The organism is Campylobacter sp. JMF_04 NA10, from assembly GCF_027737655.1.
GTDB lineage: Bacteria > Campylobacterota > Campylobacteria > Campylobacterales > Campylobacteraceae > Campylobacter_B.
The window spans coordinates 515,868-537,073 of record NZ_JAOVTZ010000001.1 but is presented as its reverse complement, the minus strand read 5'-3'; the positions used below and the strand labels follow the sequence as shown (position 1 = coordinate 537,073).

General features: G+C 40.1%; 32 protein-coding genes, 1 tRNA gene and 1 pseudogene. 27 read left to right on the top strand and 7 right to left on the bottom strand.

All coding sequences use genetic code 11. The annotated features are described in order from the left end of the window. Positions 1–4 precede the first annotated feature (4 nt). The 4 genes from OFO12_RS02865 (at position 5) to ybaK (ending at position 3,399) form a co-directional block, all read left to right on the top strand. The gene (locus OFO12_RS02865; RefSeq protein ID WP_270869385.1) at positions 5–964 is read left to right on the top strand and encodes a KpsF/GutQ family sugar-phosphate isomerase; all 960 of its coding nucleotides are present in this window, start codon (positions 5–7) and stop codon (positions 962–964) included. 1 nt (position 965) lies between these two features. Continuing rightward, positions 966–1,736 carry a pseudouridine synthase gene (locus OFO12_RS02860; RefSeq protein ID WP_270869384.1) on the top strand — a complete coding sequence of 257 codons (771 nt, stop codon included), beginning with the start codon at positions 966–968 and terminating at the stop codon, positions 1,734–1,736. A gap of 212 nt (positions 1,737–1,948) precedes the next feature. After that, entirely contained in the window at positions 1,949–2,905 is a 957-nt protein-coding gene (locus OFO12_RS02855) for an HrgA protein (protein WP_270869383.1), read from the top strand. A gap of 2 nt (positions 2,906–2,907) precedes the next feature. After that, positions 2,908–3,399: a Cys-tRNA(Pro) deacylase gene (gene ybaK / locus OFO12_RS02850; RefSeq protein WP_270869382.1), complete on the top strand. Its 492-nt coding sequence runs from the start codon at positions 2,908–2,910 to the stop codon at positions 3,397–3,399. Between the two features lie 44 nt (positions 3,400–3,443). On the opposite strand, the gene OFO12_RS02845 is transcribed toward ybaK, so the two are convergent. The 3 genes from OFO12_RS02845 to OFO12_RS02835 are packed head-to-tail and all read right to left on the bottom strand — an operon-like array spanning position 3,444 to position 5,877. Then, the gene (locus tag OFO12_RS02845) at positions 3,444–4,397 is read right to left on the bottom strand and encodes a hypothetical protein (RefSeq protein ID WP_270869381.1); all 954 of its coding nucleotides are present in this window, start codon (positions 4,395–4,397) and stop codon (positions 3,444–3,446) included. After that, entirely contained in the window at positions 4,394–5,317 is a 924-nt protein-coding gene (locus tag OFO12_RS02840; protein WP_270869380.1) for a DUF3137 domain-containing protein, read from the bottom strand. Before OFO12_RS02840 ends, OFO12_RS02845 begins: the two co-directional genes overlap by 4 nt. Further along, on the bottom strand, positions 5,317–5,877 hold the full coding sequence (locus OFO12_RS02835; RefSeq protein WP_270869379.1) for a LemA family protein: 561 nt from the start codon (positions 5,875–5,877) through the stop codon (positions 5,317–5,319). Before OFO12_RS02835 ends, OFO12_RS02840 begins: the two co-directional genes overlap by 1 nt. Before the next feature lie 115 nt (positions 5,878–5,992). Here OFO12_RS02835 and OFO12_RS02830 point away from each other — a divergent pair. Further along, positions 5,993–6,069: transfer RNA gene (locus tag OFO12_RS02830), tRNA-Met, on the top strand. Between the two features lie 31 nt (positions 6,070–6,100). Here the strand turns inward: OFO12_RS02830 and OFO12_RS02825 are convergent. Continuing rightward, complete coding sequence (locus tag OFO12_RS02825; protein WP_270869378.1) at positions 6,101–6,997, bottom strand: AraC family transcriptional regulator; 897 nt, start codon at positions 6,995–6,997, stop codon at positions 6,101–6,103. 138 nt (positions 6,998–7,135) lie between these two features. Between OFO12_RS02825 and OFO12_RS02820 the strand changes: the two genes are divergently transcribed. After that, a complete protein-coding gene (locus OFO12_RS02820; protein ID WP_270869377.1) occupies positions 7,136–8,278 on the top strand; it encodes an iron-containing alcohol dehydrogenase in 1,143 nt (380 codons plus the stop codon). A 42-nt stretch (positions 8,279–8,320) separates the two neighbouring features. On the opposite strand, the gene OFO12_RS02815 is transcribed toward OFO12_RS02820, so the two are convergent. Next, positions 8,321–8,764 carry a hypothetical protein gene (locus OFO12_RS02815; protein WP_270869376.1) on the bottom strand — a complete coding sequence of 148 codons (444 nt, stop codon included), beginning with the start codon at positions 8,762–8,764 and terminating at the stop codon, positions 8,321–8,323. A 29-nt stretch (positions 8,765–8,793) separates the two neighbouring features. Then, on the bottom strand, positions 8,794–9,777 hold the full coding sequence (gene purM / locus OFO12_RS02810) for a phosphoribosylformylglycinamidine cyclo-ligase (protein ID WP_270869375.1): 984 nt from the start codon (positions 9,775–9,777) through the stop codon (positions 8,794–8,796). A gap of 81 nt (positions 9,778–9,858) precedes the next feature. Between purM and coaE the strand changes: the two genes are divergently transcribed. The 4 genes from coaE (at position 9,859) to OFO12_RS02790 (ending at position 12,292) form a co-directional block, all read left to right on the top strand. After that, positions 9,859–10,455: a dephospho-CoA kinase gene (coaE, locus tag OFO12_RS02805; RefSeq protein ID WP_270869374.1), complete on the top strand. Its 597-nt coding sequence runs from the start codon at positions 9,859–9,861 to the stop codon at positions 10,453–10,455. After that, the gene (locus OFO12_RS02800; protein WP_270869373.1) at positions 10,452–11,303 is read left to right on the top strand and encodes a diaminopimelate epimerase; all 852 of its coding nucleotides are present in this window, start codon (positions 10,452–10,454) and stop codon (positions 11,301–11,303) included. Before coaE ends, OFO12_RS02800 begins: the two co-directional genes overlap by 4 nt. 9 nt (positions 11,304–11,312) lie before the next feature. Beyond that, a complete protein-coding gene (locus OFO12_RS02795) occupies positions 11,313–11,687 on the top strand; it encodes a VOC family protein (RefSeq protein ID WP_270864697.1) in 375 nt (124 codons plus the stop codon). An 83-nt stretch (positions 11,688–11,770) separates the two neighbouring features. Next, positions 11,771–12,292 (top strand): hypothetical protein, encoded by a 522-nt coding sequence (locus OFO12_RS02790; RefSeq protein ID WP_270869372.1) that lies wholly within the window; start codon positions 11,771–11,773, stop codon positions 12,290–12,292. A 388-nt stretch (positions 12,293–12,680) separates the two neighbouring features. Here OFO12_RS02790 and OFO12_RS02785 read toward each other — a convergent pair whose 3' ends face one another. After that, positions 12,681–13,814, bottom strand: a complete 1,134-nt coding sequence (locus tag OFO12_RS02785; protein ID WP_270869371.1) for an AAA family ATPase — start codon at positions 13,812–13,814, stop codon at positions 12,681–12,683. A 227-nt stretch (positions 13,815–14,041) separates the two neighbouring features. Between OFO12_RS02785 and rpsJ the strand changes: the two genes are divergently transcribed. The 17 genes and pseudogenes from rpsJ to rplF all read left to right on the top strand — a co-directional run bounded on the left by rpsJ (position 14,042) and on the right by rplF (position 21,206). Then, positions 14,042–14,353 (top strand): 30S ribosomal protein S10, encoded by a 312-nt coding sequence (gene rpsJ / locus OFO12_RS02780; RefSeq protein WP_270858578.1) that lies wholly within the window; start codon positions 14,042–14,044, stop codon positions 14,351–14,353. A gap of 11 nt (positions 14,354–14,364) precedes the next feature. After that, a complete protein-coding gene (gene rplC / locus OFO12_RS02775; RefSeq protein WP_270858577.1) occupies positions 14,365–14,943 on the top strand; it encodes a 50S ribosomal protein L3 in 579 nt (192 codons plus the stop codon). Next, positions 14,940–15,554, top strand: coding sequence for a 50S ribosomal protein L4 (gene rplD, locus OFO12_RS02770; RefSeq protein WP_270858576.1), 615 nt, complete (start codon positions 14,940–14,942; stop codon positions 15,552–15,554). Before rplC ends, rplD begins: the two co-directional genes overlap by 4 nt. Before the next feature lies 1 nt (position 15,555). Next, a complete protein-coding gene (locus OFO12_RS02765) occupies positions 15,556–15,837 on the top strand; it encodes a 50S ribosomal protein L23 (RefSeq protein WP_270858575.1) in 282 nt (93 codons plus the stop codon). 1 nt (position 15,838) lies between these two features. Then, the gene (gene rplB / locus OFO12_RS02760) at positions 15,839–16,669 is read left to right on the top strand and encodes a 50S ribosomal protein L2 (protein WP_270858574.1); all 831 of its coding nucleotides are present in this window, start codon (positions 15,839–15,841) and stop codon (positions 16,667–16,669) included. Between the two features lie 2 nt (positions 16,670–16,671). Continuing rightward, complete coding sequence (gene rpsS / locus OFO12_RS02755) at positions 16,672–16,953, top strand: 30S ribosomal protein S19 (RefSeq protein ID WP_270858573.1); 282 nt, start codon at positions 16,672–16,674, stop codon at positions 16,951–16,953. 10 nt (positions 16,954–16,963) lie between these two features. Beyond that, positions 16,964–17,275 (top strand): annotated as a pseudogene (gene rplV, locus OFO12_RS02750) (50S ribosomal protein L22); the annotation flags it as partial. Positions 17,276–17,294: 19 nt separating this feature from the next. Beyond that, positions 17,295–17,990 carry a 30S ribosomal protein S3 gene (gene rpsC, locus OFO12_RS02745; RefSeq protein WP_270858572.1) on the top strand — a complete coding sequence of 232 codons (696 nt, stop codon included), beginning with the start codon at positions 17,295–17,297 and terminating at the stop codon, positions 17,988–17,990. Positions 17,991–17,992: 2 nt separating this feature from the next. Next, positions 17,993–18,418, top strand: a complete 426-nt coding sequence (gene rplP, locus OFO12_RS02740; protein WP_270858571.1) for a 50S ribosomal protein L16 — start codon at positions 17,993–17,995, stop codon at positions 18,416–18,418. Further along, positions 18,405–18,587 carry a 50S ribosomal protein L29 gene (gene rpmC, locus OFO12_RS02735; RefSeq protein ID WP_270858570.1) on the top strand — a complete coding sequence of 61 codons (183 nt, stop codon included), beginning with the start codon at positions 18,405–18,407 and terminating at the stop codon, positions 18,585–18,587. Before rplP ends, rpmC begins: the two co-directional genes overlap by 14 nt. 10 nt (positions 18,588–18,597) lie before the next feature. Further along, positions 18,598–18,849: a 30S ribosomal protein S17 gene (gene rpsQ, locus OFO12_RS02730; RefSeq protein WP_270862704.1), complete on the top strand. Its 252-nt coding sequence runs from the start codon at positions 18,598–18,600 to the stop codon at positions 18,847–18,849. Next, complete coding sequence (gene rplN, locus OFO12_RS02725; protein ID WP_270858568.1) at positions 18,849–19,217, top strand: 50S ribosomal protein L14; 369 nt, start codon at positions 18,849–18,851, stop codon at positions 19,215–19,217. The genes rpsQ and rplN overlap by 1 nt, the downstream gene beginning before the upstream one ends. Beyond that, entirely contained in the window at positions 19,217–19,450 is a 234-nt protein-coding gene (gene rplX, locus OFO12_RS02720; protein WP_270858567.1) for a 50S ribosomal protein L24, read from the top strand. The genes rplN and rplX overlap by 1 nt, the downstream gene beginning before the upstream one ends. A 2-nt stretch (positions 19,451–19,452) precedes the next feature. Then, positions 19,453–19,998, top strand: a complete 546-nt coding sequence (gene rplE / locus OFO12_RS02715) for a 50S ribosomal protein L5 (protein WP_270858566.1) — start codon at positions 19,453–19,455, stop codon at positions 19,996–19,998. A gap of 1 nt (position 19,999) precedes the next feature. Then, complete coding sequence (locus OFO12_RS02710) at positions 20,000–20,185, top strand: type Z 30S ribosomal protein S14 (RefSeq protein WP_270858565.1); 186 nt, start codon at positions 20,000–20,002, stop codon at positions 20,183–20,185. 12 nt (positions 20,186–20,197) lie between these two features. Continuing rightward, positions 20,198–20,593 (top strand): 30S ribosomal protein S8, encoded by a 396-nt coding sequence (gene rpsH, locus OFO12_RS02705; protein WP_270858564.1) that lies wholly within the window; start codon positions 20,198–20,200, stop codon positions 20,591–20,593. Positions 20,594–20,669: 76 nt separating this feature from the next. Continuing rightward, the gene (rplF, locus tag OFO12_RS02700) at positions 20,670–21,206 is read left to right on the top strand and encodes a 50S ribosomal protein L6 (RefSeq protein ID WP_270869370.1); all 537 of its coding nucleotides are present in this window, start codon (positions 20,670–20,672) and stop codon (positions 21,204–21,206) included.

The following is a 21,206-nucleotide window of genomic DNA, read 5'->3' as shown; positions in this document are numbered from 1 at the left end:
TTTTATGGGCATTTTAGAAAACGCAAAAGAGGTTTTAAGGCTCGAAGCAAATGAGCTTTTACGCCACGCAGAGCTTATCGGGGGCGAAATCGAAAGAGCGGTAAATTTGATTTTAGAGTGCAAAGGCAAGCTAATCGTAACAGGCGTGGGAAAAAGCGGACATATCGGCGCGAAAATCGCTGCGACTTTGGCAAGTACTGGCACACCTAGCTTTTTCATGCACCCCACAGAAGCCCTGCACGGCGATCTTGGCATGGTAGGCAAAGATGATTTGGTTTTGGCTATTAGTTTTAGCGGTGAGAGCGAAGAGTTAGTGCGAATTTTGCCACACATTAAGCGATTTGGCGTGAAAATCATCGCAATGGCAAGTAACAAAAATAGCTCTTTGGGGCGAATTTGCGACGAATTTATTAGCCTAAAAATCGAGCGCGAAGCTTGTCCGTTAGGAGCGGCGCCTACGGTTTCTACCACGCTAACACTTGCACTTGGTGATGCGTTAGCCGTGTGCTTAATGAGTGAGCGAAAATTTCAAAAAGAAGATTTCGCAAACTTCCACCCGGGCGGCAGTCTTGGCAAACGCCTTTATCTAAAAGTCGCCGATGTCATGCGAACTAACGATTTGCCGATTGTTAGTGAGAGTGTTAGTCTAAAAGAAGCCATAAATGCGATGACGCACGGCAAACTAGGCACCGTTTTGCTAACTAACGCTAACGGAAAACTAACGGCGATTTTAAGCGACGGAGATTTGCGACGGGCGCTCATGAGCGAGAATTTTAGCCTTGAAGAAAGCGCGATTAAATTTGCTACAAAAGAGCCAAAAACCATTGAAAATTCGCAAATTTTAGCTTCCAAGGCGTTGGAGATGATAGAAAATTTCAAAATTCAGCTTCTTGCCGTTACGGACGAAAACGGCACCCCAATCGGCACCGTGCATATCCACGACCTTAAAAACATAGGGCTGTAAAATGGAAAAAATGCGTTTAAATAAATTTATCTCGCACAACACAGGTTATTCACGCCGTGAAGCCGACGAGTTAATCAAAAATGGCAAAGTTAGCATAAACGGGCGAGTTGTTAGCGAGTTTGTCGAAGTTAGCGGCGAAGAAAAAATTCGCATAAACGGACGAATAATCAAGAAAAAAACCGAATTTAGCGTGATTGTCTATCACAAACCAAAAGGCGAGTTAGTCACCAAAAAAGACGACCGCGGTCGCAAGACGATTTATGATAGCTTGCCAAACGGATTTTCTAAATTTGTTAGTATCGGACGGCTTGATTTTGCCAGTGAAGGGCTTTTGCTATTAACTGACGCTCCTGCGATTGCCACGGCTCTTATGAAAAGCGACATAGAGCGCGAATACTATCTCAAAGTCAAAGGCGAAGTAACTGACGAAGTCGCAACGGCGATAAAAGAGGGTTTTTACGCGGACGACGCCACCAAGGGCGCACATGCTAAAAGCAAAATCAAATCAATGGAATTTAAGCCGTTTTTGGCGTATCGCATAATGCCAAGTAGCGGCGGCTACACCAAAATCAAAGCTATCATAAACGAAGGGCAAAACAGAGAGTTAAGGCGATTTTTTGGGTATTTTGACCTAGAAGTGGTAGATCTCAAACGCACGGCATTTGGGCGGGTTACGCTAGGGACTTTGAAGCCCGGAAAGTGGAGATATTTGGATAGTAGCGAATACGATGATTTGCGAGATTTTTTAAAACAAGAAAATATTCGTTATTGAAAATTCCCCATACCGAACGGATTAAAGCTTGAATTTGGACGATTTCTACGCTCACTACCGCCCAAAGGTAGCTTCGCTTGAAACCGCCCAAATTCAAGCTTTACTACGCCCACTCTGTCTTGAATATTTTTTGCGTAAAAATACAAGCAAATTCATTTTTAATACAAATTCTGTTAGAATTTTCTGTTTGAATTTTTAACAAAGGCGACAAAATGAGTAGAGTAAAAAGAAATGAAGCTATAAATGTAGCGGTTGAAATTTTGCAAAAACTTGGAAATTCTCCACTTAGTCCTATGAAATTTTGGAACAAAGCCGTAGAATTTGGATTGGATAGTAAATTAAATTTTAAAGGCAAAACTCCGTGGGAAAGTTTTAGTCGTGATATCTATATGGATGTAAAAAATAATTTAGATACTCCGTTTGAAATTTATCAGGAAAGACCAAAATTAGTAGTTTTAAAAAATAATAAAGTTGGTAAAATTGAGCAAAAAATAAATGAAACTATAAGCGATGATAAATTTTCATTTCATGAGCGAGATTTGCATCAACTTTTAGTAAATTTTATTTATTCAAATGAAAATTTCTACGCTAGGGCAAAAACAATCTATCACGAAAAAAGTCAAAAAAATAAAAAAGGCGCAGATAAATGGGTCTATCCTGACATTGTGGCGGCAAGATTTGAATATGAAAGTTTTACTCCAAGTCTTACGAAATTTATTGACAAATACGCAAAATTACCGATAACAATTTATTCTTTTGAAATGAAAAAAGAGCTAAATGTGGGAAATTTCAGAGAGTATTATTTTCAAGCTGTTAGCAATTCAAGTTGGGCTAATGAAGGGTATTTGGTTGCGTTAAATGTCGATGTAACCGATGAAGAACTTATGGAATTGATAAAAAAATTAAACAACTCGTTTGGCATTGGCGTCATTAGTTTAAACCCAAGCGAAATCGCTCAAAGTGAAATTTTGGCAAGAGCAAAATTTAACAATACACTTGATTTTAGTGTGGTTAATGATTTGAGTAATAAAAATATTGATTTTTCCAAATTTTTAGAAACCATTAGAGATTACGATACAAAAAATCCAACTAGATTTAATGGAGAATTTGACAAAATTTTAGATAACGAAGCTTTGAAAAAATATGTAAAAGATAAGAAAATAGGCTAAAAATGTCCAAAAAAATAGAAAAAACTAACGCTTGTCGCATACTTGACGGGCTGAAAATTCCTTACGAGATACTCGAATACGAAGTCGATGAAAACAACCTTGACGCCGTGCATGTGGCAAATTCGTGCCAAAAGCCTATCGAGCAGGTCTATAAAACGATAGTTTGCGAGTGTGGGGGCGAATATATCACAGCGTGTTTGCAAGGCGATTTAAGCCTTGATTTAAAGGCGTTAGCTAGAATTGCGAAAGTCAAACGCGCCGAGCTAATGAATCTAAAAGAGCTAACAAAAATCACAGGCTATGTTAGGGGCGGTTGTTCGCCGCTTGGCATGAAAAAGCACTTTCGCACATTTATCGACTCACGCGCACTAACACAAACGCAAATTTGCGTTAGTGCAGGTGTTAGGGGCAAACAAATTTGGCTAAATCCAAACGATTTAGCGACTGCGACAAAGGCAGAATTTGGCGAATTCGCCGTGAAATTAGAAGGCTAAATTTCGGCGCTCGAATTTACCCTAAATTTAAAAGCGAAATTTCGCTAAGAGCGCATTTCGTTTAGCAAAGCCGTAATCTTTGGCTCTTCGCTTGCTTTGATTTCGCTAGTGGCGAAGGGTGCTAGATTTCGCGCGATTTCTATCATCATATTTATGCTTAAAATCACATTTGCGTTTTGGTTCGTGTCTATGCGAGTAAAGAGCGTGTCGTTCGAAACCGCGATAAATATGGAGTTGCTCACAGCGTGCATTTGCACTGGGGAGTTTAGGCTAATGCTGATGAGTTCGAGCGTGGTTAGGATTTTGCCGTCTTTTAAAACCTCGCTGTCAAAATTCTCGCCAGCGTAAATGTCGAAAATATCGGATTTGGCGATATTTGCCTTTTGGAGTTTGAGGTGCGGAGTTTGGAGCATAAACTCACCCTTGCCAATCGCCGAAAAATCGCTAGCAAAAGCGAGTGGATAGTCAAATTTCGCTATAAATCCAGTGTAAATTTTGCCGTCATTTATGCGCCCCCACTCGAATTTATCAAGTCCGAGCAAGCTTTTTTTGCGCCCCTTAGCCCGTGTTAGCGCGGCATCGCCAAATTTCGCCTCGATTTCACCCACTTTGCCTACTAGTGATCGTTTGCAAACGCATGTGTTAGCGTCTTTTTTGATCGGAAGTGAGCTTAAATCCTCTAAAAAAAATGCGCCAAATGGCTTAAAAGTAAGCCCGGTTTCCTTGGCAATCCAGAGCAAAATTTCATTGTCAAATGCTTTATCGAGTAGAGCCGAGAAGTGCTGTTTTTGGTTTTTGTCAAAATACGAGTGCGCCAAAATCCCGCAAATCCCAATCAAACAGCCCAAAATGATTTTAAATTTCAGCGAATATCCGCCACTTAAAATCAAAAACGCCAGCGCACAAACCACGCAAACGACGATAATTAGCCGTTTTTTCGCGCTCGCTTCATTTTCTAAAATCGTCTTTTTTTTCAGCTCAAACGATACTATACTCATATTTTCTCCACAAATGCTTTTTGATTATTTTTCAAAATTTTAGCCAAAATTTTAAATTTTTCCAACTCCTTTTTTAGCGTGACGGCCGGGGAGTTTTCGCCAAGGAGCGGGTATGAAATATTTGGCTCGAAGCTGTTTTTACCAAGCGCGATATATAGCCAAATTTTGCCTCCCTCGCACGCTAGGCTAAGTGGGGCCTTGAAATAATCCCTAAGCGCGATTAATTGCTCCATAAATTTGGGCGTTAGTATGTAATGCGCGCTGATAGGATCATTTGAGTATGTGCGGAAATACTGCTCAAACTCAGTGTTATCCATACTAACGCGTTTTAGGTGCGAGTTAGCTCTGGCGTTAGTGTCGATGACATGGAGCGTGGAGGCGAAATTTTGGTTAAATTCGGCTATAAGCGTTATGCCGTAAAATAGGGTTGTTAGTTTGGGCGTTTGTTTTTGGTTAGTGTGTGTTTGTGTTTGTTTGGCGAGATAAATATCGCAAAATTGCGCCTTCACGCCCTCGATTTCGCCAGCGAAAAAATCATCACCCTTATACACGCTAAAACCGCTTTCATAAAACCCAGGCGCGTTAAATTCGGCAAATTCGAAAAATCTCTTGCGCTCGTAGTTTAGATTTTCATCTTTGGCGATTAGGCTTAGGATTTCGTCCTTAAAGCGCGCGTTAAAGGGCGTTATAAGCCTAGCGTGCGAAATGCTAAAAAACATAAGCGAGGCAAAAACGCAAATTATGCTAGAAATGAGCAAATCAGGCACAAATCGTAGCAAAACGGGGAGCAGGACGAAAATGAGCGCAAAGGAAGCGACCTTTAAAATGCGTAAATTTTTGGCGATTTTTGCCCGCTTTTTTTCTAAAATTTCCAAATTTTGGATAATTTCTTCGTTTTTAAATTTTAAAATTTTTTCCATTATTTTAGCATTTCTGATAAATTTGGTGCCTGTTTTTCGCTCTCATCGGCGGCGAAAAATTCGCTTTTTTTGAAGTGAAAAAAGCTAGCGATGAGGTTTGTGGGAAACATTTCGCACGCGTTGTTATACACCATAACTGCGCCGTTGTAAGCGCGTCTGGCTGCGCTGATCTGCTCCTCGACTTCGCTTAGCGTGGCTTGGAGGTGAAGGACATTTTCGTTGGCTTTTAGCTCTGGGTAGTTTTCCACGGCGATTTTTAGCGAGCCAAGAGTGCGCGAGAGTTCGGCGTTTAGGGCGAATTTTTGCGCGTCGTTTGTGGCGCTCATCGCTTCGCTTCGCAAAGCCGTGATTTTGCTCAATACTTCGCGCTCGTGCGTTAGGTAGGCTTTGACAGAGGCGACTAAATTCGGAATCAAATCGTAGCGTTTTTTAAGCTGTGTATCGACGCTAGAAGCGATATTTGCGACCTGATTTCGCTTGGCAATCAAAGAGTTATAAATCCCAATAATGCTAAAAATCAAAACGGCAACAATGATTAAAAAAATAGTAAAACCGCCCATATTTTCCCTTTGAAAATGAAATTTTGCTATTTTAGCATAAATTATATTTAAAATTTTGCGCTTTTTAAATTTTATATAAGTAAAATTTGGATAAACTCCATTTTTCCTACAATGTGTCAAGGTAGCTCAGCTGGTTAGAGCGCTGGTCTCATAAGCCGGAGGTCGAGAGTTCAAGTCTCTCTCTTGACACCATTTTTTTATACGATTTTAAATTACACCGATTTTAGCTCAGCGTCAATTCTTTTAGCGTTTGGATATGCGCTTTTGGGGGCAGTCCATACATGCGCGCGTATTCTCTGCTAAACTGGCTCGTGCTCTCATAGCCCACATCAAATGCCACTTGCGAGACCGAAGTTGTGGTATTTAGCAGCATAAATTTCGCCTCTTCTAGCCTAATTCGCTTTTGAAATTCTAGCGGCGAAAGGGCGGTAAATTTTTTGAAATTGTGGTAAAAAGACGAAACACTAATGCCGATTTTTTCAGCCAAATCGCTCATATTTATCGCTTCGTTAAAATGCGCTGAAATCTCGCTGATAGCGTGTGCGATTTGGTTTTGCATGGTGCCGTTTAGGATAAATTTGTATAAGAAATTCGCAGCTCCCTCATCGCCATTCATCAGCGAATACAAAACCTCTTTTATTGATAGATTTACCAAATACTCGCTGTGCGCGCCACCTCGTTCTAGCAAATGCACCAGCCTAGCGATAGAATCAGCCAAATCGAAGCTGATTTTGCTCACATACAGGCTCTCTTTTAGCTTTTTTTTCGACGGGGTGAAATTTATGTTTTTGATCGCCTCAGCCAAATCATCGACTTTAAATTCGACAATAATTGACAAAAGTGGGCATTGCGTAACCCTGCCCGAAATCGGTATGTGAGTAGGGGTGAGCATGAATTGGTCTTTGTTATAAAAATACTCTTTGCCGTTAAATTTCACTAGCTTGTTTCCGCGTAGAGCGATACAGATACTAGGTTTGTAAATTCCGCTGCGAAACTCGGTAGTTTCGTCCGCGCGGTAAAATTTAATCTGCTCGATTTGTGTATCTATAATGCCGTAATTTGGATAATTTTTATCAATAAAATTTGCAATTTCATCTAAAATTTTGTTTTTATCTTTCATTTTTACCCCTTTTGAAATTTTGATTTATTTTAGCAAAGAATTTTAAATTTTGCAGAATTAGGCAATAAATTTGTAAAATTTGTCTATAAGAATTTTGTAAATTCGGTTATAATGTGCGAAATTTTTTAAAGGAGAATTATGGAAAATTTCAGTTTTAAAAACCCTGTGCAGGTCGAATTTGGCAAGGGCAAAGAGAAAAATATCGGCGAGTATATGGCGAAATACGGCGCGAAAAAGGCGCTTGTCGTCTATGGAAGCGATAGAGTGAAAAAATCCGGGCTTTTCGATACAGCCGTAAATTCGCTCAAAGCTCACGGCATAGAATACGCCGAGCTTGGCGGGGTTAAAAGCAACCCAGTGCTTAGCAAAGTCCATGAGGGCGTGAAAATCGCGAAAGATTTCGGCGCAGATAGCGTGCTAGCAATCGGTGGCGGAAGCGTGCTAGATAGCTGTAAGGCAATCGCGGCAGGAGCGTGCTACGAGGGCGATGTGTGGGACTTTTTCTTTGCAAAAGAGGCTCAAAAAGCACTTATGATTTTTGACATTATCACACTTGCCGCGACTGGTTCTGAGATGAATAGAGGCGGCGTAGTCACAAACGAAGCGACAAAACAAAAATTTGGCATAGATGGCCCAGCTTTGTTCCCAAAAGTTTCAATCATAAACCCAGAGCTTCAAGCTACCGTAACGCCTGAGTATTTGGTGTATTCGGCTAGTGATATCATCGCACACTCAATCGAGGGCTATTTCACAGCCACAAAACACCCTGAAATCATCGATATGTATATCGAAGCAAACATAAAAACCGTTATGAAAACAACCGAAATTTTACTTAAAAACCCTGATGATTACGAGGCTAGGGGTGATTTCGCGTGGGCTGCGACAATGGCGCTAAATGGGCTAACTTATGTGGGTGTGAGTGGTTATAGCTACCCAAATCACATGCTAGAACACGCAATGAGCGCGGTGGTCGATTGTGCGCACGGAGCAGGGCTAAGCGTGATAATGCCAGCATGGATGAAATGGTACAAGAAAAACAATGAAGCCAAATTTGCACGCTTTGCCAAAGAAATTTTTGGGCTTGATAGCGCAGAGGCTGGAATTGACGCACTTAAAGCGTGGTTTGATAAGGTTGGCACACCAACTAAACTTAGCCAGGTTAAAATTGATGATAGCAATGTTGGCGAAGTCATGGAAATCATCGTGCGAGACGCGCCAAAATGGGGCTTACCACAATACGACGCAAAAGCTGTGAAAGAGATTTTTGATCTAGCAAAATAGTCTGAAATTTGGCGGAATTTTAAAATTTCGCCAAAATTTAATTTAATATCCCTCTGATTTTAGCCGCTCGCAGGCACTTTGTTCGCCGTTTTTACACTTGCTTCTGAAATGTTCGACCGATGCCAACCCTCTTTGATAAACACTGCAAGCATTATCGGCATGCTCTTTGTCACAACATAGTTTTAGATATTTTAGTGCTTTTGCTGAATTTTTCTGTGTGCAATTGCCTCTTATGTAAATACCCGCTAACCTCAGGCAAGCGCCATAAAAAAAGGTTTCATCCGAATTACATATTTTTTCATAGTATTTTATGGCTTTTGCGCCAACTTCAAAATTTTTGGTTTTATCGCAACTATTTTCTAAATTTGTCGCCAACTCAAAGCATTTATCTAAATTCCCAGCCTCGCACTCTTTTTCGAGCCCTGAAATTTGTGTGTTAGCAAACGCACTAACACACAAAAACAAACAAAAAACGAAATTTTTCATAAATTTGTTAGCCTTTGTTAGCGCGTGATTTACGCCATTATTACGCCATTTCCCTCGCATACTTCGCCGATAACATATCCGTCAGTGTTAGCTAACACAAAATCAGCGTTAGCCTTCGGTGCGACTAACACCAAACCCACGCCGTTATTAAATGTGCGCTCCATTTCGGCTGCTTCGACTTTTTTGGCTAAAATTTTAAAAATCTCAGGCGTTTTGATTGCGTTTTTCTCGATTTTCGCGCCAAGCCCAGCGGGGAATACACGAGGCAGATTTTCTACCAAACCACCACCCGTGATATGTGCGCAAGCGTGAATTTTATCTTTCAGTGCCAAAAACTCTTTTACATAAATTCTGGTTGGTTCTAAAAGCGTGTCGATTAGGGTTTTTTCGCCGATTTTCTCGTCAAATTTCAGCCCGAGTTCGGCGACTACTTTTCTTGCGAGTGAAAATCCGTTTGAGTGCAAACCACTGCTAGGAAGTGCGATCAAAACATCGCCACGCTCTACAAATTTCGTGCGATCTATCTCGTCTTGCTCGGCTATTCCTACGGCAAAACCGGCCAAATCGAAATCTTTGCCCTCATACATCGACGGCATTTCGGCTGTCTCGCCGCCGATTAGCGCACACTTAGCCATTTTGCACCCCTCGGCGATACCTGCTACTACGCGTTTTGCGCTTGCGATTTCTAGTTTTGCCGTAGCGTAATAATCTAGGAAAAATAGCGGTGTAGCGAAGTTGCAGATGAGGTCATTGACGCACATTGCGACTAGATCGATACCCACGCCGTCAAGCTTGTCTGTGTCGATTGCTAGGCGAAGTTTGGTGCCTACGCCATCTGTCGCGCCCAAAATCGCTGGTTTTTTATACCCGCTTGGTAGCGCGAACGCACCGCTAAATGAGCCAATTCCGCCAATCACGCCTGGGGTCATTGTGGATTTGACTAGGGGTTTTATACTTTGCACAAACTCATTTCCTGCGTCGATATCGACACCTGCTTCTTTGTAGCTAATCACGGTTTTTCCTTTTTTTGGATTTATTAGAAAATTAGACTATTTTAGCTAAAATTGCATAAAAACGCTATAAAGGGGTGTGAAATGGCATATAAAAATGGTTATGTAATCACAGGCTCGATAGGATCTGGCAAATCTAGCGTTAGTAAAATTTTGCGTGATTTGGGCTATCAAATCATCGACGCAGACGAAATCTCGCACCAGCTATTGGATAAATCCTGGATAGATATTTCAAAAATTTTTGGCAACGAATACATCATAAAAGACGGCAAATCCGTGCGAATCCGCAGGAAAAAGCTAGGCGATTTGGTCTTTAACGACAAGGCAGAGCTTGCCAAACTAGAAGCAATCTTGCACCCAAAAATCAAAGATGAAATTCTAAGACAATCTGAAATTTTAGAACACCTAAATAAGCCGTTTTTCGCCGATATTCCGCTGTATTTCGAGCGCCAAAAATACGATGAATTCGACAAAATCGTAGTCGTATATGCCCCGCACGACTTGCTTATAGAGCGCATTATGGAGCGAAACGCACTAACGCGTGAGCAAGCCACGCTTCGCGTTAGTTTGCAAGCGGATATCGAATTTAAGCGTGCAAACGCAAATTTTGTTATAGAAAATGTTAGCGATAAAATAACACTTGAAAAAAATGTGAAAAAATTTTTAAAGGAGATAAATTGAATTTTTCAAAGTATAACGCATGCGGAAATGATTTTGTAGTAGTTGAGTTTTCACAAAGTGCCGAGCGTGGCAGTCTAGCTAGGGTGCTTTGCAACCGCGCAGAGGGGATTGGAGCCAACGGATTTATTTCGCTTAGCAACCAAAAAACCCCTGGAAGCAACGACAATAATATCATTGTGGAGTTTTACAACCCAGACGGCACTAGAAGCCCGATAAGCGCAAACGCCGCAATGGTTGTGTGCATGTATGCCTACGAGCGATTTTTATCTGGCAAAAATGTGAAATTCAAAAACGACGCCAATGTAATAAACGGCGAAATTCGCGGATTTGACACAGGCAGAAGCGTGAGTTTTGGCACAAAAAAACGAGATTCGAATTTTGGTCAAATTTATGGCATGGGCTCAAACCGCGCAATCACGGCAAATGTCGAGGTCGAGTTTGATAATGTCAATCGCCTTGGCGAGGGATTTATGAGCAATGGCCACATGTGGTATTTATACGAGGTCGGTATGCCAAATGTCGTAACCTTTGTCAAAGATTTGAGCGCATACAACCACACCCTAGCTACCGAGCTTAGCGCGCAATTTAACGCCAATGTAAGTTATGCTGAGATGAGTAACACAGGGGTTAGGGTGCGCACATACGCACACGGCGCGAAAAAAGAGGTGCTATCATGCGGAACTGGCATAGCTAGCGCATATATCGCAGGCAGAGCGCACTATAATCTGAGCGAAAATGCAAATATGGCGTGCGTGAGTGGCGAAAAAATCGGCGTAAAAATGCGTGGCGAGACTGCGTGCATATCAGGCGATGTCAGACACCTTTTCGACGGCGATTTTATCGCGTAAAGGGCTAGCGTGAAAATCAAAAATATCGATCACTTTGTGATTTTAAGCGCAAATTTAGAGGCGACGCTGAAATTCTACGGCGAAATTTTGGGGCTTGAAATCGTGCAAAACGGCGCCAAAATGGCTGTGAAATTCGGAGATTCTAAAATCAATATCCACCAAAAACTAGCCGAATTTCTACCCGTAGCGAAAAATCAAACCTACGGCTCGGCTGATTTTTGCCTAATCGCGCAAGGCAACATCGATGAAATCGCGCGCGAAATCACCTCTCGTGGCGCTGTGATCGAGCTAGGACCTGTGGAGCGAACCGGCGCGCTTGGTAAGATGAAAAGCGTATATCTATACGATCCAGACGGAAATTTGGTCGAAATTTCGGTTTATTAAATTTGATTTGGCGTGAATTTTGCGAAATTTGCGCCAAATTTGCCTTAAAATTTCAAAATTTCATAAATTTATCAAGGATTAAAATGAAAAAATTTCTTAAATTTGGCTTTGCAGTTTGCGTGGCTATGGGGCTTGCGGGCTGTGGCGGCGATAACGAGTGCGCGGTCTTTATCATGAACGAAAACGGACTAAACGAGCCACCATATATAAAAGAAGGTAGCGGAGCTGGCGTGTATGCGTGCAAAAGCGCCATGAGGATACGCACTATGGATGTTTTGCGCCAAAGATCTTTCAAAGATAGTGGCAGAGGGAGTGCTAGTATGTTTAGCGTGTATGCTAGCATAGAAAAAGAGGAACTAAGAATTCGGGCGAAGAGGGGTGAGATATTTTCTGATATCAACAAAATCACTAATGGCGTGCAAATCACGCCGGAGATAAAAGCTAAATTTGAGCAGGCAGATAAGGCGTTCGCGCTGCTAGAAAGCAAATCTAGCGAGAGCGAGTTTCACGATAATTTCGTGGAAGCCTTAGGGAAACTAGGCGAGTGCGATAAAGAAATAAGGCGTCAAAAAAAGGCAGATGAGGCCAAAGCAGGGGCGAAATAGTAGAGTTTGGCGCGAAAACATAGCTGGTTGTGCGTGAAACCTGCGCCTTGTGATGACAAATCGAAGTAAATTTGCACCATTGTCGAAGTGGTTTAGGGAAATTTATATTTCGCTTTTAAGTGTCATTGTGAGGAATTTTGCTGACGCAAAAATTCCGTGGCAATCTACAAAGCACAAATTACCAACCGCAAAAATGGCAGAATTTGAAATTATAAAATTCTATGAATTCTAAAATTTCATGAAAATTAAAATTCTGCTATTTGTTATACTATTTATTTTAGCTTTGTAGATTGCTTCGTCGCTACCGCTCCTCGCAATGACAATAGCGAACGAAATTTGTATAATCTGTCATTGCGAGGCGATTTAAGGCAAAGTCGTTATAAAATAATCAAAGTCCCAGTGCGAAGCTGTGAAACGGCACGACTTCGCACTTTATCCCCTCGATTTCAAGCGCGCCTGTATTTGCCATGGAGATCACGGCAAGGCGCGTGATTTTGAGCCGTTTTAGCTCCAAAATCAGCTTTTTAAATCTCAAAAACACAATCTCGCTCGCGCTAAATGGCACGACCAAAACCCCTAAATTTCGGCTCGGCAGGTAAAAATCCAAATCCTTGGTGTAATAAATGGGTGCGCCCAAATTTGCCAGCTCGCAATACACGGCGTTTAAAAATTTTTTCACAAAATCCTTTTTGAAACCGAGAATTTCTTTGAGATTGAAATTCGAAAAAAACATCTTTTTCGCCGCTTTTTCATCGCCAAATTTTGGGATAAAATTTATAAAATTTTCATCGTCAAATTTCGCTATGGCGGCATAGACGCTGTCCTTTGAAATGCGGATTTTTTCCTTTAAATTTGTATAAATTTTATTCGCGCTAAATGACGCTGCGACGAAAGCCGCGCACTCTTTTAAAATTTTAATCTCGTTTGCGCTTAGAGCCGATTTTAGGGCGTTTTGCTCGGAATTTATGCTCCCTGCTGAGTGCAAAAGCGAGCCACCCACACTCCCGCCTTGCGAGAAAAATGCCGAAATAATGGCGTTTATCTCGCTGTGTCGTTTATCGAAAGCGATAAATTCCTCAAAACAAAGTGGCGTAATTTTTAGCTTTGCAAAATTTGCTAGCGTAAAGCTACTTTTGCGCGTAGAGATGATAATGCTTTGCAAATTTTGCGAGGCGTCAGAGTTTAGCAAATTTTGCAAATGCGAAATTTCACACGGCGAAATTTCATCTAAATTATCCAAAAAAAGTGCGATAATCTGCGAATTTTGCTCTAAAAATTTAAAAATTTTATCAAATTCATCGCTTAGATTTAAAAATTCATAGCGTAAATCTGCGAAATTTACATACAAAAACTCGCCCTTTTTGAAATTTGAAATATAATCAAACAAAATCAAACTTTTCCCAGCCCCAAGTGCGCCATAAAGTATAGTTTTGGGCGTATCAATGGAGGTTTTTCTAGCTATAAATTTCGCCTCTTCTGGCGGATTGTCATAAAAATATTCTAAATTTTGCATAATTTGCATTTTAAAATTTTCCTTATTAAAAGGAAATAAATTTGCCAGAATTTACAAAATTTTAAAATTTAAAAAATTTTGCTCTAAATTTCAGAATATTTCCTTATAAAAAGGAAAAAATTCTATAAAATTTAGTGAATTTCTTGACAAAATTTTGCCTTTTTCATATAATCCCAGTCTTTTGTTTTTAAGGCAAAAGGTCACGCGTTGTGACAAGTTCTTTTTAAGGAAAGCAGATGCAAAAAATCAGGTTAAAGTTAAAAGCTTATGACCATAGGGTTTTAGATCGCACAGTTGCGGCAATTGTAGAAGCCGTCAAGAGAACAGGCGCCGATGTGAGAGGTCCAGTTCCAATGCCTACGAAGATCAAACGCTACACAGTCTTGAAATCTCCACACATTAACAAAGATTCGAGAGAGCAGTTTGAGATGAGAATTCACGCTCGTATGCTAGATATCGTAGCGGCAACCCCTGATACAGTTGATTCGCTAACTAAACTTGACTTAGCCCCAGAAGTTAATGTCGAAGTTCATGCGATGGGCAAATAAGGAGTTAAAGTATGGAATATATCGTAGAAAAAATAGGCATGAGTAGAACAGTCGGCATCAAAAGCACGCCTGTAACGCTTTTAAAGCTTATTAATACTAAAATTTGCGAAGTATGCAACGACAAGCAAGCTATCGTAGCTTACGCTAACGGCAAAGCATACAACAAATCTATCGCAGGAATTCAGAAAAAATATAGCCTAAGCAAAGAATTTAACAAATTCGCGACACTAAATGTCGAAAATGCTGAGGTTGGCGATCAAAGCACAGAAGTATTAAGCTCAGCTAAAATCGTAAAAGTTACTTTTACTTCAAAAGGTAAAGGTTTCCAAGGTGTTATCAAACGCCACGGTTTCTCTGGCGGTCCAGCAGCTCATGGCTCACGCTTCCACAGAAGACCAGGTTCTATCGGAAACTGCGAGTGGCCAGGTCGCGTCCAACCAGGTATGAGAATGGCAGGTCACACAGGCAATGAGACAATCACTGCTAAAAACGAGATAGTAAGCTTCGATGCTGAGAATAAAATTTTGGTAGTAAAAGGTTCTATCCCAGGATTTAATGGTGCAATGGGCAGAATAAGGATAGTAAAATGAGTAAAGTAAGCGTTCTTAATGAAAAATTAGAAAAAGCTAGCGAAATCGAGCTTCCTGCAAAATATGCAGAGGTAAATTCGCACAATTTATATTTATATGTAAAATCTTACCTTGCTTCACTTCGTGCAAATACGGCACAAACAAAAGGTCGTTCAGAAGTTAGCGGTGGTGGCAAAAAACCATGGCGTCAAAAAGGTCGTGGCGGTGCAAGAGCTGGTTCGACTAGAACAAATGTTTGGGTTGGCGGTGCGGTTGCATTTGGTCCGACAAACAACAGAAACTATGAGCAAAAAGTCAATAAAAAACAAAAACGCCTTGCGCTTGAATTTGCTATGAACGAAAAAGCAAACGAGGGCAAATTTTATGTTTTCGATAACCTAAGCGTAGAAAGTGGTAAAACAAAAGACGCTGCTAAATTTATCGAAAAACTAGGTGTAAGAGATGCTTTAATCGTTAAAAACGAGCTAGATGCACAAACACTTTTAGCATACAGAAATTTGAAAAATTGCTATGTAGTTGATGCTAGCGAAGTAAATGCTTATTTGGTTGCAGTATATAGCTCAATCGTATGCGAAAAAGCTGCATTTGAAACATTGGTGAAAGAGGACTAAAATGGCAGATATAACAGATATCAAAACTATACTTTATACAGAAAAGTCTCTTGGCCTACAAGAAAGTGGCGTAGTTGTTATCCAAACAAGTCCGTCAATGACTAAAAATGGACTAAAAAGCGTTTTGAAAGAATACTTTGGCATCGTGCCTGTAAAAGTAAATTCATTGCGTCAAGATGGTAAAGTTAAAAGATTTAGAGGAAGATTAGGCGTAAGAGATGATGTAAAGAAATTTTATGTCAAACTTCCAGAGGGTGCAACCCTAGAAAATGCGGAGGCGTAAGATGGCGATTAAAACATACAAACCATATACTCCAAGTAGAAGATTTATGACAGGCCTTAGCAGCGATGATATCACTGCAAAAGCAAGCGTTAGAAGCCTACTTGTAAAAATCCCAGCCGCTGCTGGTAGAAACAATAATGGTCGCATTACAAGCCGCCATAAAGAAGCTGGTGCTAGCAAACTTTACAGAATTATCGATTTCAAAAGAAGAAAATTTGGAATCCCAGGTAAAGTAGAGGCTATCGAATACGATCCAAACAGAAATTGTAGAATCGCTTTGATCTCTTATGCTGATGGCGAGAAACGCTATATCATCAGACCAAATGAATTAAATGTAGGTGATGTCGTTGCTTCTGCTGAGGCTGGACTAGATATCAAACCGGGCAACGCAATGAAAATGAAAAGTATCCCAGTGGGAACTATCTTGCACAATATCGAGCTAAAACCTGGCAAAGGCGCTCAAATGGCTCGTTCAGCTGGTGGATATGCTCAACTAATGGGTAAAGAGGAAAAATATGTAATCCTTCGTTTGCCAAGCGGTGAGATGAGAAGAGTTTTGGCTGAGTGTATGGCTACTATCGGCGTTGTTGGTAACGAAGACTGGGCCAATGTCGTTCTAGGAAAAGCTGGTCGCAATCGCCACAGAGGAATTCGCCCACAAACCAGAGGTTCTGCTATGAACCCAGTAGATCACCCACACGGTGGTGGTGAAGGCAAGAAAAATTCAGGTCGTCACCCAGTTACTCCATGGGGCAAACCTACAAAAGGTGCGAAAACTCGTCGTAAAAAAGCTAGTGATAAGCTTATAATTTCTAGAAAGAAAGGAAAATAAAAATGGCTAGATCGCTTAAAAAAGGTCCTTTCGTAGATGATCATGTAATGAAAAAAGTAGTAGCTGCAAAGGCTGCTAACGATAATAAACCAATTAAAACTTGGTCAAGACGCAGCACAATCGTTCCTGATATGATTGGACTAACATTTAATGTGCATAATGGCAAAAATTTTATCCCAGTGTATGTTACAGAACACCACATTGGTTATAAATTAGGTGAGTTTGCTCCTACTAGAACTTTCAAAGGCCACAAAGGCTCAGTTCAAAAGAAAATCGGTAAATAAGGGGAAATAAATGAGTAAATCAACTATCAAATTTGTTCGCCTTTCACCGACTAAGGCAAGACTTATCGCAAAACAAGTTCAAGGCATGAACGCTGAATTTGCACTTGCTACATTGGAATTCACTCCAAATCGTGGTGCAAAATATATCGCTACTGCTATTTCAAGCGCAGTTGCTAATGGCGGTTTTGAACCAGAGGAAGTTATAGTAAAAAGTTGTCGCGTAGATGCTGGTCCAGTTCTAAAAAGATTTAGACCACGCGCTCGTGGAACAGCAAGCAGAATCAGAAAGCCAACTTCACACATTAGCGTTGAAGTAGCAAAACCAAGTAAGGAAGCGTAGTATGGGACAAAAAGTTAATCCGATTGGTTTAAGACTAGGTATCAATAGAAACTGGGAATCAAGATGGTTTCCTGCTAAATCAACACTATCAGAAAACATCGGCGAGGATTACAAAATCCGTAAATTCCTAAAAGCTAAACTTTATTACGCAGGAATTAGCCAAATTCTTGTTGAAAGAACAGCTAAAAAAGTTCGCGTAACTATCGTTGCAGCTCGCCCAGGTGTTATCATCGGTAAAAAAGGTGGCGAAGTAGAGAATTTAAGAGCCGAAGTTGTTAAACTAGTAAATAAAGATGTGAATTTAAACATCAAAGAAGAGCGCAAAGTCGGCGCTAATGCACTTTTGGCAGCTGAAAATGTAGCTATGCAATTAGAGCGCAGGGTTGCATTTAGACGCGCTATGAAAAAAGTAATTCAAGGTGCGCAAAAAGCAGGCGCAAAAGGTATTAAAATTTCAGTTTCTGGCCGCTTGGGTGGCGCTGAAATGGCTCGCACAGAGTGGTATTTAGAGGGACGCGTTCCACTTCATACTCTAAGAGCAAAAATCGATTATGGTTTTGCTGAGGCTCACACTACATACGGAAATATCGGTATTAAAGTTTGGATTTTCAAAGGTGAAATTTTGCAAAAAGGAATTCAAGCTGAAAAAACAGAAGAAGCTTCTAAAAAACCACGCAGAACAAGAAGAGGTAAATAGCCATGTTGATGCCTAAAAGAACAAAATATCGTAAGATGATGAAAGGTCGCAATCGCGGCTACGCAACTCGCGGTAATGCTTTGACATTTGGTGATTTTGGTATCAAAGCTGTTGAAGCAGGTAGAATTAATTCACGCCAAATCGAAGCAGCTCGTATCGCGATGACTCGCTATGTAAATCGCCAAGCTAAAATTTGGATTAAGGTATTTCCTGATAAACCACTTACTAAAAAACCTCTACAAACTCGTATGGGTAAAGGTAAAGCTGGTGTAGAAGAGTGGGTAATGAATATCAAACCAGGCAGAATGATTTTCGAGATGACTGGTGTAAGTGAAGAGCAAGCAAGAGCAGCTCTTACGCTATCAATCCACAAATTACCTTTCAAAACAAAAATTGTAACTAGGGATAGCGAAAATGAAATATACTGATTTGAAAGATAAAGATTTAGCTGAGCTAAATAAGATGTTAAAAGATAATAAGTTGCTTTTATTTACGGCTAAGCAAAAGCTTAAAACAATGCAGTTAAGCAATCCTAATGAAATTCGTGCGATTAAAAAAGATATCGCTAGAATCAATACTGCTATAAAAGCAAAATAAGGATAGAGTTATGGCATTTAAAAGAGAAATTCAAGGCATAGTCGTAAAAAAAGCGGGCAATAAAACTGCTACTATTTTGGTAGAGAGAAGAGTTATCCACCCAAGATATAGAAAAATCGTCAAAAGATTTAAAAAATATCTTATCCATGACGAGAACAATATCGTCAAAATCGGCGATACTATATCAGCAGTTGAGTGCAGACCACTTAGTGCGAAAAAAACATTTCGCTTAAAAGCGGTTTTGAAAACAGGAGTTGAATAATGATACAAAGTTTTACAAGACTTGCAGTAGCTGATAACAGCGGTGCAAAAGAACTTATGTGTATTAAAGTTTTGGGTGGTAGCAAACGCCGCTATGCAACAGTAGGCGATATTATAGTTTGTTCTGTAAAAAAAGCTCTACCAAATGGCAAGATTAAACGCGGTCAAGTTGTAAAAGCCGTCGTCGTTAGAACAAAAAAAGAGCTTCACAGAGGAAATGGCTCTTTGATTAGATTTGATGAAAATGCAGCTGTAATTTTGGATGCAAAAAAAGAGCCGATTGGCACTCGTATTTTTGGCCCAATCGGTAGAGAAGTCAGATACGGCGGTTTTATGAAAATCGTTTCATTGGCTCCGGAGGTTCTATAATGGCAGTGAAATTTAAGATTAAAAAAGGCGATCAAGTAAAAATTATCGCAGGTGATGATAAAGGCAAAACTGGCGTTGTAAAAGCTGTTTTCCCTAAAAAATCACAAGTTATAGTTGAGGGTTGTAAAATAGCTAAAAAAGCTGTTAAACCAACTGAGCAAAATCCAAGTGGCGGTTTCACAAACAAAGAAATGCCTATGGATATTTCAAATGTCGCATTGGTTGAGGGTTGATTATGAACAGATTACAAACTAAATATGTTGAGTCAATTAGACCAGCTTTACAAAAAGAATTTGATATAAAAAATCCTATGCTAATTCCGGCACTTGAAAAAATCGTAATTAGCGTTGGTGTAGGCGAATCTGGCAAAGATCAAAAAGTGCTTCAAAACATGGCCGATACAATCTCTTTGATTGCAGGTCAAAAAGCACTTATTGTAAATGCAAAAAAATCAGTTGCTGGTTTTAAAGTCAGAGAGGGATTTCCTGTCGGTATTATGGTTACATTGCGCAAAGAGCAAATGTATGCGTTTTTTGATAAACTTATCTCAATCGCATTACCAAGAGTAAAAGACTTCCGCGGTGTTGCACGCAATGGCTTTGATGGTCGCGGTAACTATAACTTCGGTTTGCAAGAGCAATTAATGTTCCCTGAGGTAGAGTATGATAATATCCTAAGAACTCACGGTATGAACATTACAATCGTAACTACAACAAATAGCGATAAAGAGGCGTTTAAATTGCTAGAATTATTTGGCATGCCTTTCGCAAAAGGAAAGTAATATGGCAAAAAAATCAATGATAGCTAAGGCAAAACGCCCTGCTAAATTCAGCTCTCGTGCATATACAAGATGCCAAATTTGCGGTCGTCCGCACTCTGTTTATAGAGATTTTGGAATTTGCCGTGTATGTTTAAGAAAAATGGCTAATGAGGGTCTAATCCCTGGCCTTAAAAAAGCTAGCTGGTAAGAAGGAGTAGATATGGTAAATGATCTTATTTCAGACGGATTAACCCGCATTAGAAATGCAGCTATGAGACGCTTAGATACTGCTAAATTGTTTCACTCAAATGTTGTAGAGGCTACTCTTAAAATTTTAGCTCAAAAGGGCTATATCGAGAGCTACAATGTAGTAGAAGAGGGAAACAAAAAATTCATCAATGTTGTTTTAAAATATGATGAAAAAGGCAGAAGTGTAATCAACGAAGTAAAAAGAGTTTCAAAACCAGGTCGTCGTGTTTATCAAGGTAAAGACGAGATTAAAAGATTTAAAAATGGTTATGGAACAGTAGTTGTTAGCACTAGCAAAGGCGTTATGAGCGGTATCGAAGCTAGTAAAGCTGGCGTTGGCGGCGAAGTGCTTTGCACTATTTGGTAAAAAGTTCTACTTTTTATGGCATTGTGGTATCCATTCGTAAAAGTAGTCATACCCTAGACAAATAAAAAGGAAAATTATGTCAAGAATTGGTAAAAAACCTATCTCTATTCCAAACGGAGTAGAGGTAAAAATTGATGGTTCATCTTTGAAATTTAAAAAAGCAAACAACGAAAGAGTCCTTGATTTAAAGGGCAATGTCGATGTTAAAATCGAAGATGGCCAAATCACATTTTCACCAAAAGGTGAAGATAGACAAAGCAGAGCGTATTGGGGAACATACCGTGCGCTAGCTAACAACATCGTTATTGGCCTAACTGACGGCTTTACAAAACAGCTTGAAATCAACGGCGTTGGTTACAGAGCTGCGATGAAAGGCAAAGTTTTAGAGCTAAACCTAGGTTTTTCTCATCCGATAAATTTCGATTCACCAGCAGGTATTGAAATTTCAGTAGATAAAAACATCATCACAATCAAAGGCGACGATAAACAAAAAGTTGGTCAAGTCGCTGCTGAGATTAGAGGATTTAGACCACCTGAGCCATACAAAGGCAAAGGTGTAAAATATGTCGAAGAGCATATTATCCGCAAAGCCGGTAAAACATCTAAAAAATAA